Origin of the sequence: Arthrobacter silvisoli, from assembly GCF_003369445.1 — a bacterium.
In the GTDB taxonomy this organism is placed as follows: domain Bacteria; phylum Actinomycetota; class Actinomycetes; order Actinomycetales; family Micrococcaceae; genus Arthrobacter; species Arthrobacter silvisoli.
Map to the genome: position 1 here is coordinate 66,129 of NZ_QRCU01000003.1, position 11,936 is coordinate 78,064.

The 11,936-nt window shown below is 65.6% G+C and carries 10 protein-coding genes and 1 pseudogene; 4 read left to right on the forward strand and 7 right to left on the reverse strand.

The genetic code is table 11. The annotated features are described in order from the left end of the window. Positions 1-137 precede the first annotated feature (137 nt). Complete coding sequence (locus tag DWV11_RS00445; RefSeq protein WP_115786828.1) at positions 138-611, forward strand: DUF4383 domain-containing protein; 474 nt, start codon at positions 138-140, stop codon at positions 609-611. Between the two features lie 110 nt (positions 612-721). On the opposite strand, the gene DWV11_RS00450 is transcribed toward DWV11_RS00445, so the two are convergent. From DWV11_RS00450 to DWV11_RS00465, 4 genes are all read right to left on the reverse strand, one after another. Continuing rightward, positions 722-1,078 (reverse strand): VOC family protein, encoded by a 357-nt coding sequence (locus DWV11_RS00450; protein WP_115786829.1) that lies wholly within the window; start codon positions 1,076-1,078, stop codon positions 722-724. A 108-nt stretch (positions 1,079-1,186) separates the two neighbouring features. Further along, positions 1,187-1,687 (reverse strand): DUF456 domain-containing protein, encoded by a 501-nt coding sequence (locus DWV11_RS00455; protein ID WP_115786831.1) that lies wholly within the window; start codon positions 1,685-1,687, stop codon positions 1,187-1,189. 166 nt (positions 1,688-1,853) lie between these two features. After that, on the reverse strand, positions 1,854-3,044 hold the full coding sequence (locus tag DWV11_RS00460) for an NAD(P)-dependent malic enzyme (protein ID WP_115786833.1): 1,191 nt from the start codon (positions 3,042-3,044) through the stop codon (positions 1,854-1,856). 287 nt (positions 3,045-3,331) lie between these two features. Next, positions 3,332-3,991: a TetR/AcrR family transcriptional regulator gene (locus DWV11_RS00465; protein ID WP_115786834.1), complete on the reverse strand. Its 660-nt coding sequence runs from the start codon at positions 3,989-3,991 to the stop codon at positions 3,332-3,334. A 198-nt stretch (positions 3,992-4,189) separates the two neighbouring features. Here DWV11_RS00465 and DWV11_RS20275 point away from each other — a divergent pair, with 198 nt between their 5' ends. Continuing rightward, on the forward strand, positions 4,190-6,391 hold the full coding sequence (locus DWV11_RS20275; RefSeq protein WP_245953366.1) for an FG-GAP-like repeat-containing protein: 2,202 nt from the start codon (positions 4,190-4,192) through the stop codon (positions 6,389-6,391). Positions 6,392-6,430: 39 nt separating this feature from the next. Here the strand turns inward: DWV11_RS20275 and DWV11_RS00475 are convergent, their stop codons facing one another. Next, a complete protein-coding gene (locus DWV11_RS00475; RefSeq protein WP_115786836.1) occupies positions 6,431-7,759 on the reverse strand; it encodes an MFS transporter in 1,329 nt (442 codons plus the stop codon). 97 nt (positions 7,760-7,856) lie between these two features. Between DWV11_RS00475 and rraA the strand changes: the two genes are divergently transcribed. Together rraA and DWV11_RS00485 are read left to right on the forward strand one after the other, a co-directional pair. Next, entirely contained in the window at positions 7,857-8,330 is a 474-nt protein-coding gene (rraA, locus tag DWV11_RS00480) for a ribonuclease E activity regulator RraA (RefSeq protein WP_115786838.1), read from the forward strand. A gap of 105 nt (positions 8,331-8,435) precedes the next feature. Further along, the gene (locus DWV11_RS00485; RefSeq protein WP_115786840.1) at positions 8,436-10,088 is read left to right on the forward strand and encodes an MDR family MFS transporter; all 1,653 of its coding nucleotides are present in this window, start codon (positions 8,436-8,438) and stop codon (positions 10,086-10,088) included. Between the two features lie 24 nt (positions 10,089-10,112). Here the strand turns inward: DWV11_RS00485 and DWV11_RS00490 are convergent, their stop codons facing one another. After that, a complete protein-coding gene (locus DWV11_RS00490) occupies positions 10,113-11,591 on the reverse strand; it encodes an aromatic amino acid lyase (RefSeq protein ID WP_245953367.1) in 1,479 nt (492 codons plus the stop codon). Positions 11,592-11,693: 102 nt separating this feature from the next. Further along, positions 11,694-11,936 (reverse strand): annotated as a pseudogene (locus DWV11_RS00495) (urocanate hydratase); the annotation flags it as partial.

Sequence of the window (11,936 nt, forward strand, 5' to 3'; positions counted from 1 at the left end):
GGCCGCCCGCCGGGCCTCCCCTCTATTTCCGGGGTTATCGGGAGTAAACTATGGACGTCGGCAGGGTTCCGACAGCTCCTTGCCGCGAAACGGCCAGCCACTTGGCGGGCCGGTACACATTGTGGTTGGGAGGAGTTATGACCACCGCTTCACACCCGGCACAGCACCATCATGTAATGGGGCTCTCGCTGCACAATACGGCGCTGGGTTTGGGCTGGGTATTCCTGGTCGTTGGTGTCCTTGGATTCATCCCGGGCATCACGAGCAACTACGGCGCCATGACCTTTGCTGGGCATGACTCGGGCGCCATGCTTCTTGGAATCTTCCAAGTCTCAATTCTGCACAACATCGTCCACATGCTGTTCGGTGCGGTCGGCCTGTACATGGCCAGGACCTCCAGGATGGCACGCGGGTTCCTGGTTGGCGGCGGCATCGTCTACCTGGTCCTGTGGATCTACGGACTCGTGATCGGTGCAGACTCGGGCGCCAACTTCGTGCCGTTCAACACCGCCGACAACTGGCTGCACCTCGCGCTCGGTATCGTGATGGTTGCTGTAGGCCTGTGGCTCGGCCGTGATGTCAGAGAGGAGACGAAGGGCCGCGCTATGTAGCGCGCCTTCCACTTCGGAAATACCACAAACTGAAAACTACGACGGCGGCCGTTCCCTTCGCGGAGCGGCCGCCGCTTTGCAGCCTGGCGGAGCCGAGGAGGCGGTGCTCGCTACCAGGACACCAGGCAGAACGGGTGGCCTGCCGGGTCGAGGTACACGCGGAAGGTCTCCGTCGCGTATCCCTGTTTGGTTGCTCCGAGCGCAAGGACCTTCTCCTCGGCCTCATCCAGGTTTCCGACCTTCACGTCTACGTGCATCTGCTGCGGGTGTTCGGCGGACGGCCATTGCGGTGGGACCAGCTTGTCGACCCGCTGGAAGGCCACCGCGGGGCGGTCGGCGGCGTCGCCGATGGTGATCCAGTCGGCGTCGCCCTCCACCCGCTGCATCCCCAGCAGTTCCTGATAGAAGAGCGCCATCGGCTCGATATCTTCACAGTCGATGACCAGTGCATGGAATTTTCCAATCATGCGCCCGACTATGCCCCACCGCACACGCTGGCGGCCATGGACATGCGGACAGCTGCGGTCCGCATGCCCGGTTTCGCATGTTCGCTCGGCCAGGTTTCGCCGGGCCCGTCAGCTGAGGGCGGTGACCCACACGCCGATCGCCCAGGTGCTTGCCGCCAGGCAGGCCAGGCCGAACTCGGCAAGGATGCCCAGGCCCGTGGCCTTGAGCGCGGCCAGGCTGGAAGACACCGCCGTCCTGAACGCGCGGGTGCGCAACAGCTCGCTCAACAGGAGCCCGACGGCGAACCCCACAAAGAGCCCCACCACGGGGATCACGAACATCCCCACCACCGCCAGGGCGATGCCGGCAAGGACCGAACGGTTGGGGATGCCGTGCCGCTTGAGCTTGCGCCCCGTGAGGATGGCGCTGGCTGCCATGCCCACTGCCACGAGGGCCAGGCCGATGCCGAAGACCACCCAGCCTGTGGCTCCCGCACCACCCCACAGCGCCCAGGCCAGCAGGCTCGCGCTGACCAGGATGCTTCCGGGCAACACCGGGATGATCGTGCCCGCCACACCCACGGCAATGGCCAGGCCACAGAGTATCGTCACAATGGTTTCAGCGGTCATCACCCGAGCCTACGCGGGCGCAGAGTGCCCGCCGGGCCCGCAACACGGGGTCAGCTACGGCCCATGGATCCGAGCGGGATGGGCCGCAAGTGACCCCGCGTTGCGAAAACGACGGCGGCGCTCCCCAGCACGGGAGCGCCGCCGTCGCAGTTTGCGGGGCGCGGACCTACTCGGCTGCAGCCGCGACCGCGGCCGTAACAGCCGGGGCCACGCGGGCGTCCAACGGGCTCGGCACGATGTAGTCGGCGGAGAGCTCTTCTTCGGCGAGTTCGGCGATCGCCCGGGCTGCCGCCAGCTTCATGGCGGGCGTGATGCGGCGGGCACCGGCGTCGAGGGCTCCGCGGAAGATGCCCGGGAACGCCAGGACATTGTTGATCTGGTTCGGGAAGTCGCTGCGGCCCGTGGCCACGACGGCGGCGTACTTCTGGGCGACCTCCGGCAGGACCTCCGGGTCCGGGTTGGACAGGGCGAAAACGATGGAGTTTTCGGCCATGAGCTTGAGGTGCTCTTCATCCAACTTGGAGGAGGAGACACCGACGAACACATCGGCACCCTGCAGGGCCTCGCCCGGTCCGCCGGCGATGCCGCGCGGGTTGGTCCGCTGCGCCATCTGGGCCTTCTTACTGGCGGGGTCCGCGGCGATGTCGGCACGGGCGGCGTTGATGGCGCCCTTCGAGTCGAGCAGGATGACGTCTTCGACGCCGGCGGTCAGCAGGATTTCGGCGACGGCGATGCCCGCGGCACCTGCGCCGGAGACGACCACCTTCAGGGCGCTGAGGTCGCGCTGGGTCACCTTGGCGGCATTGGTCAGGGCGGCAAGGACGACGACGGCGGTGCCGTGCTGGTCGTCGTGCATCACCGGGCAGTCGAGGGCCTCGATGAGGCGTTCTTCGAGTTCGAAGCAGCGCGGCGCCGAGATGTCTTCGAGGTTCACGGCACCGAAGCTTGGGCGGAGCCGGACCAGGGTCTCGATGATCTCGTCCACGTCCGTGGTGTTGAGGACCAGCGGGATGGAGTCGAGGTCGCCGAAGGACTTGAACAGGGCGGACTTGCCTTCCATGACGGGCAGGGAAGCGCTGGGGCCGATGTTGCCCAGGCCGAGGACGGCGGTGCCGTCGCTGACGACCACCACGAGGCGTTCGGCCCAGGTGTGGGTGCGGGCGAGCTCCGGATTGGCGTGGATGGCGCGGCTGACCTGGGCGACACCCGGGGTGTAGGCGATGGACAGATCGCGCTTGTCGTTCAAGGGAACGGTGCTGGTCACGGAGAGCTTGCCGCCCTCGTGTGCGGTGAAAATCTCTTCTTCGCTCAGGATGAGCGCTGCGTCGTTGGCGCTGCCGATGGTTTCAGTGGACACGTCGTTGTTCTCCTCAGGCTAGCCGTGGTCCCGCTGGCGGGTCCGGCATAAATATGGGCATTCGAGGAGCGTTGGTTCGGGCCAAGGGTGGCTGGCCCGGTCTGCACATCTCCTGCAGGTGGGCCGCTGGCCGCATCGGTTCTGCCATGGTAGGCAAGCCGCGAGGGTGCTGATGACCGGAGCCGACGTTTTCTCCCCTGATAAAACGTTTACCCGAGAAACCATGTGATCCAGATCACGAAAAATACCGGCTTTTTGGCCTTAGTGGTCTAGACCGATTACAGCAATTACGGGGTTTCGGCGAGCAGGGCGCACGCGTTCTTGAGGTCCTTTTCGGCATCGAACAGCGAAAGCCGGCGGCAGCGGACCAACTGGACCAGACCACTGACTGTGTGGAGCAGGATCCGCGCCCGTCCGGCGTCGTTGATGACGGACACGACCACCGATTCAGTCAGCGCGTCGATCTCGCGCAGGAGTTCGGGGATGTCGCCGTCCCAGCTGTGGGAAGTGCGGGTCAGGCAGTGCTCGACGGCCGGCTGCATCACCCTCAGGTGGAAGATCTCCATGAGCACGCCGATCAGTGCGTTCCGGATGCCGAGCGGGGGCTGGCTGTCGCGTGGAATCTGCTCGATGCGCTTTTCGCGTCCGATCCGCACCGGCTTCGCGTGGCCGGTTCCAAGTTCACGCAGTTGCTGGCGGTAGACGGCGAGCATCAGGTGCGCTGGCGACGGAAAATACCGGTAGAGGGTGCCCAATGGGACGTGGGCCCGCAACGCGACATCGGAAAGGCTGACGGTGTCGAACTGCCGCTGCGTGAATCCTGCGGCAGCCTTAAGGATCCGGGTATAGCGCAGCTGCTGCCTTGGCGTGGTGGGGGCGGCGGCCATCCGCGGCAACCCCGCTGCTAGGTCCAGCGAATACGGTTCCAGGTAGTTTTCTTCGGGCATATCCGGTGATCTGTGTGGCGGGCCGGGCGGCGTCCTACATGACTAGTAGATGTTACGGCAGGAAGGTGGGAGTTGTCTGGGAGCGGCCCGGGAGGCCCTCATTGACAAACGTCCCGGGCGCGAATGTTGGCAGCGAAAGGTCCCGGCAGTATCCTCGGGTGATCGGGCCGCGTCCGGCCCACGCTTATTGGGGGAATCATGGCGTTTGGCGCTGCACTTTTTCGGCGGCTTTTCCGCTTTCTGGTGGTCTTCGTTGCGGCGGTTCTTGCGGCCGTGCTCCTGGTGCCGGCCGGGCCCGCTGCGGCGGTGGAGGCCGGGCCTCAACTGCTATCCCTGGAACGGACCTCCCCTGCGGTGATCACCGCGGGAAATAACGCGACATTCGCGTTCAAGGCCTCGGAGCCGGTGACGAGCGTGGACTTGGTGGTTCGCGACAAGACCGGAACCCGCGCTGGTTACTGGGGGAGCAGGACCCCAAGCATCGAGGGCACAGTCCAGTTGCCTATTGAGGCGGACAGCTGGCCAAGCGAAAGCGTCGTGCTTGATTGGGTCACCGTGAACACGGCGGACAACCGGTACGCCACCTATTGGCCTGGGCCCACTACTGGATCGCTCGGCGATTTGAGCCGTCTCGACTTCCAGGTTGACAACCCGGACGTGGTCTTTGAGGAACCGGCTGTCACTGCCATGTCGCCGGTAACGGCAACAGTCGCACCCGGACAGACCGCGAGCGTAAATTTCACTCTGTCCCAGGCCGCAAGCGAGGTCCGCTTTGCTTACACAGACGAATCCCTGGTGACGGGCTTTGAACTCAGCTGGGACGGCGCTGTTCCGAAGGGGCCGTTCTCAGCAACGGCGAGCGCCCCCGTTACCGCGTCCAAGCCCAGTGGCAAGTACACGCTGCAAAGCATCCGCATCACGTATCTGGGTGACCGTTCGACTGTCACCTACCACCGGGATGGCAGAATCCAACGGACCCTTCAGCCTGCACCGTCGCCGCTGCCGCCCATCGATTTCAACAAGGCCACCTTCTTGGTCGACAACCCAGCGGTGTTGCTGCAACCGCAGCTCAACACCGTGAAACCGTCCATCTCAGGACCGTTGGCCTTTCCGATTTCCACTCTGACGGCCGACCCTGGCAGCTGGTCCGAGCAACCAACGGCATACCGCTACGAATGGCTCCGCAATGGCGCACCGATTGCCAGAGCCACGGAACAGGATTACTACTCCCAGTTCAGCGACGACGGTGGTAGCAAAATCTCCGTGCGGGTTACCGCATTGCGCGAAGGGAAATTCCCGGCTGAGGCGACATCGGCGGCAGTGGGACCGATGCCGCGTGACATCCGTGTCGACAATGAGGAAATCGACGGAGACGTGTCCGTGGGAGGCACCATTTTCGCAAAGGTGTTCAAGGTCCACTCCTTTCCACAGGGTGGAGCGCCGTCTTTCAAGTACGTCTGGAAGAGAGACGGCAACCCGATCCGGGGAGCCACGCAGCGCAGCTATGTCCTTACAACGGCCGACAAAGGCCACAAAGTCACGGTCGACATCCACGTCACCGTCAGCGGGCAGACGAACGTTTTTCCGGTAGTGCTGAAATCTCGTATCGCCAACCGGGACAAGACCAAGGGCCTCAACGGGGACAACACCATGGATGTCTTTGCCCGTGACAATGCGGGGACGCTCTACCTGTACCCAACGAACGGCCGGGGCTCCTGGCTACCCCGGCAACGTATCGGCGGGGGCTGGAATATTTATAACGCTCTGCTCTCTGCCGGGGACTGGAACGGTGACGGAAAGAATGACGTCATCGCTCGGGATCGGCAGGGCCGATTGTTCCTCTACCCCGGCAACGGGAAGGGTGGGATTCCCACCAAGGTCCAGATCGGCACAGGATGGAACATCCACCGCAACATCATTGCCCCGGGCGACTGGGACGGGGACGGCTTAAACGACCTCATTGCGCGGGATACCTCCAACACAGTCTGGCTCTACCCCGGCAACGGGCGAGGCGGCTGGTTGCAACGGAAAGTCATCAGCAGGGGTTGGGAGGACTTCAACCTGCTCCTGGCACCGGGGAAGTTCTGGGGGTACAACAGGAACGAGGTCATGGCCCGGGACGATACGGGAAATCTGAGGCTTATTTACAGCACCGGTACAGGACACTTCGGGGCCGGAACACCGGATTTCTTCACCGCCAGCTTTTGGGGGTGGGAGGTCTTTTCCCGGATTTGCGCCTCCGGGGACTTCAATGGCGACGGCAAGGTTGACGTCTACGGCATCACCCCAACAGGAACCATGTGGATGTACTTCGGCAACGGTGACCCCAACACAAACGTTAGGTTCAAGGGCCGCGCCGTCGTCGGCGGCGGCTGGAACCAGTTCAGCGCTGTGTTCTGACCGCCCCACCGGGCCCGCGCCCGATCCAGCTCGCGAAAGCTACGCCACGCTCTTGATCTTCACCACGAACACCGCGCCCAGCAGCCCGATCACCGCAGCGGCCACATAGAGCGACACGTAGCCGCCCAGGTACGTGACGAACGGGAAGGCGATCAGCGGCGCGATCACCTGCGGCAGCGAGTTGGCCACGTTGATCACGCCCAGGTCCCGGCCGCGGTCCAGCGCGGTGGGCAGGACCTGGGTGATGAGCGCGAAGTCCACGGCCAGGTACGCGCCGAAGCCGACGCCCAGCACCACGGCACCGGTGATGGCTCCGGCCCAGGTGGGGGCGAAGCCAAGGATGAGGCTGGCCACGGCGATCACAACGGAGGACACGATCACCAGCGGCTTCCGCTTGCCCATCCGGTCGCTCAGCGCACCGCCAACCACGCTGGTAATAATCACCATCACCGCGTAGAGGCCCGTGAGGATCAGCACGCCGAACTCCGGTGCAATTGCCTGCGTTTCCTCGAGGTGCACGGCGTCCTTGAGGAAGAAGAGCAGGTACAGGGTGACCATGTGGTTGCCGATGTTGACCAGCAGCCGGGTCAGCCACGCCCACGCGAAGTCCGGATACTTCACCGGCGACACCCAGAAGCCCTTCGCAAAGGCCGCCAGGCTGAAGGACGGGCGGGCGGCGCGGGCCAGCGGGGCATCCTCGCTTTTGAACAGATAGAGCACGACGCCGGCAAGCAGCGCCGCCGCGCACACCAGGTATCCGGCGGCGAAGTTCCCTGCGACCACCGAGGCGATCACCGCGCCGAGCAGGATGCCAACCGTCTGGCCCATGGCGGCGAGGCCGCCCACGGTACCGCGCTGCGGCACCGGAACCCGGTCCGGGATGGCCGCGGTAACCGCGGCGTAGGCGCCGTTGCACCCGGCCTGGACCAGGCACCAGAGGATCGTCATGACAGCCACGTTCGGGGCGCCGGCGAGCCCCACCAACGCGGCGGCACCCAGGATCGCACCGAACAGGACCCAGGGCACCCGCCTGCCGAACCGGGAGGCGGTGCGGTCGCTGAAGGCCCCGAACAGCGGGTTCGCCACGAGCGAGACTGCGGCACCGCAGCCGGTGACCAGGGCCAGGATCGCTTCCTTCTGGCCCTCGTCGAAATGGATGGCCTGCTGGCCGAGCAGCACCTGGATCGGACCGAAGAAGGCGGCGTTGATGCCCAGGTTGACCAGTACGACTCCGGTGATCCACAGCGCCCGGACGCGGTCCACCGGCTCGGCGAGCGCCGTCGTCGTACCTGCCGCTGAAGCGGCCGGATCCGGCGCCGGACGCTCGGGCAGTGAACCGGGCAATCCGGTCAGATCGCTCGGACTCATGGCGGCTCCCCCTGGCTTGTGAACGTCTGGACTCAGCTTAACGCCGCTGACAGACATCGGAGTTAGGGTTGCTGCATTAGAGCAAGGAGAGTCAACGATGAACGAAATGCTGAGCACCGCCGATCTCTACGACGAGCGCGGCGATGAGCTTGCCTCCATCGCGCTGCAGTTCCAGGACTTGGGCGGGCGCAGCAGCTTCAGCGGCCCTGTCCGCACGGTGAAATGCTACGAAGACAACGCTCTCGTGAAGACCGTGCTCGGCACCCCCGGCGACGGCGCGGTGCTCGTGGTGGACGGCAACGGCTCGCTGCGCACGGCGCTCATGGGGGACATGATCGCCGAGAACGCCGTGGCGAACGGCTGGGCCGGCGTCGTCATCAACGGCGCCATCCGCGACCGGCTTGCCCTGGCGAAGTTGCCGTTCGGCATCAAAGCATTGGGCAGCAACCCGAAGAAGAGCAGCAAGACGGGCCGCGGTGAAGTGGACGTTCCCGTAGTGATCGACGGCGTGCACATCGAACCCGGCAACATGATCTACTGCGACGCCGACGGGATCCTTGTGGAGCCGTAGCCGGAAATTCTTCCGGGTTTGCGGGGAATAGACCGTCAATTAGGATAGTTACTGAAAGCAACTATCAATTGCGCCTTCCCCTAACTGCGCCTTCCTGGAGGACCGATGTCCAAATCCACCCCTGTCCGGGTACCCGGCGAAGTCCTGACCCACCGCCAGACCTTGACCGTCATGGTGGGCCTCATGCTCGGCATGTTCCTGTCGTCCCTGGACCAGACCATCGTGTCGACCTCGATCTACACCATCGCGAACGACCTTGACGGCCTCTCCCTGCAGGCCTGGGCCACGACGGCCTACCTCATTACCTCGACGGTGAGCACCCCGCTGTACGGCAAGCTCAGCGACATCTTCGGCCGCCGCCCGCTGTACCTGGCCGCGATCTTCATCTTCCTGGCCGGCTCCCTGTACGCCGGATCCGTGCACTCCATGACCGAGCTCGCCATCGCCCGCGGCATCCAAGGCATGGGCGCCGGCGGCCTCCTGGCCCTCGCGCTGACCATCATCGGCGACATCGTGGCACTCAAGGACCGCGCCAAGTACCAGGGCTACTTCATGTCCGTCTTCGGTGTTTCCTCCGTGCTCGGCCCCGTGATCGGCGGCGCCTTCGCAGGCACGTCCACCATCCTGGGCTTCGACGGCTGGCGCTGGGTCTTCTTCGTCAACCTGCCCATCGGACTGGCCGCCTTGGCCGTGGTCTTCCTGTACCTTCACCTGCCGCCACGGCATGTGAAGCAGAAGATCGACTACTGGGGCGCGGCGGCCATCACCCTGGCGATCGTGCCGCTGCTGCTCGTGGCCGAACAGGGCCGCAGCTGGGGCTGGAACTCCACCGCCTCCTGGCTCTGCTACGGCCTCGGAGTGCTGGGCATCGTCCTGTTCCTGCTGGCCGAACAGCGTGCCGGAGACTACGCACTGATCCCCCTGCGCCTGTTCCGCAACGCCACGTTCGGCCTGTCCTCCCTGCTGAACTTCATCATCGGCATCGGCATGTTCGGCGCCATCGCGATGCTGCCGATGTACCTGCAGCTGGTCAAGGGCCTTACCCCCACTGAGGCCGGCCTCATGATGATCACCTTCACCGTAGGCATCCTCGCCGGTTCCATCACCGCCGGACGCACCATCTCGCAGTCGGGCACGTACCGGATCTTCCCGATCCTCGGCACGGCGATCCTGACGGCGGCCGCCGTCGTCATGGGCCTCTCGCTCGGGGTGGACACAGGCCTTTGGGTACCCGGCCTGATCGCGGTGTTCTTCGGCATGGGCCTGGGCTTCTGCATGCAGCCGCTCACCCTGGCCATGCAGGTGTCCGTGCCGCCGAAGGACATGGGCGTGGGCACGTCGACAGCGGCGTTCTTCCGTTCCATGGGCGGCGCCGTGGGCACGGCCGTGTTCATCTCGATGCTGTTCAGCCAGGCCGCGGACAAGATCGCCGACGGGATGAAGACCGCCACCGGCAGCGCCAACTACCTCAAGGTGCTCAAGGACCCGGCCGTGGCCGCCGATCCCGCCAACGCCAAGCTGTATGACTTCTTCAAGAACGGCGCGTCCAACGATTCCCTCAACGACACCAGCTGGCTGCATGCGGCCAACCCGGTGCTGACGCGGCCCATCACCGAGGGCTTCGCCCAGGCGATCGACGTCGTCATGCTCACCGCGGCCGGGCTCACCCTGCTGGCTTTCCTGATCAGCTTCGCCCTTCCCAACAAGAAGCTGAGCGACCCGAAGGCCGCGGCCAAGGAAGCGGCGCCGGCGCACTAAGCAGCGCCGGCGCCAGGGCCGGGATCAGCGCCGGGCGGTGACCAGCCGGTGGGCTTGCTCAAGGTCACCGCGCAGGTCCCGGTCCCGGACGTCGGAGGGCAGCGCGAACGCTGCACGCATGACGGTTTGGAGCCGCGGGCTGGCAAACTCTTCGGGCTGCCGGCCCTGCAGCCGCAGGGCGCGGGTGGCGCAGACGAGTTCGACGGCGGCAACGGTCGCCAGGGCTTCCGCCGTTGCCTGCAGCTGCGCAGCAGCCACACTGGCAAAGCTTGCGTCTTCCTCGGCGCCCAGGGACAGCACCACTGTTTGCAGGCTCACGGGCTGGGCATTGCTCCGGATCCGGCCTACCGCCGCGGCGGCGACATATTCCAGCATCATGACGCCGGACTGGCCGCCGCCATCCTCGGCCAAGAATGGGTGGCCGCCGGTGTAGTGGGGGTCGCAGAGGAGGTCGATCCTGCGCAGGTGCGTGGCGCAGGCCGCGCCGATGGCCAACTGCAGCGCATCCACCCGGCGGGCGAGGTTGGTCATCTGGAAGAGGCCGTGGTGGGAGACGTCGTTGGTCCCTTCCGACGGCGAGCCGTGGACCAGCGGGTTCTCGTTTCCGGCCGTGACAAGGCGTCGCAGCAATTCGCCCAGTGCCGCCAACTCTTCAGCTTGGGATCCGAAGATCTGCGGCAGGGTCCGTAGGCAGTACGGATCCTGGATCCGGGCCGGTTCGCCGCTTCCTTGGACGAGCCCGTGAAACATGCGGGCCGCGTCCGCGACCGAAGGCGTGTCCGCGGCAGCAGCTACCGCGGGGCTGAAGGCTTCCGGATTGCCGGACATCGCAGCGAAAGACAGGGCTGCCACGGACGCGGCGTTGCCAAGGAGGATGGTCAGTTCCTGCTGTGCAAGGACCGCCTGGGCGATGGTCAAGGCGCTGGAACTGATGAAAGGGAGGGCATCGGCTGTAGCCCAGCCATCCAGGAGGCGGAGTGCTTTTCCTCCCCCGAGAGGCTCCCGTTCGCCGAGCATCGTCAGCGCGGTGCCGGCAAGCGCGGGAAGGTCCGCGGTGCCGATCCCGCCGAACTCGCGGACCTCGGGGACGGCACCGGAGTTGAGGAGCGCAGCGAGGGCCTCGGCAATGGCAGGGTCGATCCCCGACCCGCCGGCCGCCAGCTGGGACAGCCTGACGACGAGCATCGCGCGGACGGTCCTGCGGTCCAGCGGCCTGCCGGCATCCACGGCATGGCTCCGCAGCAGCTTGAGTCCGTGGGTATCCCCGCTCCCGGCTTCCGCCAGGGAGACGGTCCGGTTGGCGCCCACACCGGTGGAACGTCCGTAAACCGGTCGGCGCAGGGCCGTAGCCACTGCGGACTCGCGGGATTCGGTCATCCGCACCAGCGCTTCCGGAGCCACGCTGACATCTTCGCCGTCGGCCACGGCGACGATGTCCGCCAAGTCCAACTGCAGGCCGTCGATCACGATCATGGAAGGTCCCTTCGCGGGGTTAGGTCCCATCGATTGCTCCGTAGGTATCGTTCTGGCGGCCCAAAACGACGGTTACGTGGACCCACACCGGCGAGGCCGGGGCCCGCTGGGGAGCAATCGATGGGGGATCGGCTACTTACCTTCGTTCATGGGGATGCGGACGCCGCGTTCGTTGGCGACCTCGATGGCGCGTTCGTAGCCGGCGTCGGCGTGGCGGATGACGCCCATGCCGGGGTCGTTGGTGAGCAGGCGCTCGAGCTTCCGGGCCGCGAGCTCGGTGCCGTCGGCCACCGAGACCTGGCCGGTGTGGATGGAACGGCCGATGCCCACGCCGCCGCCGTGGTGGATGGACACCCAGGTCGCGCCCGAGGACGC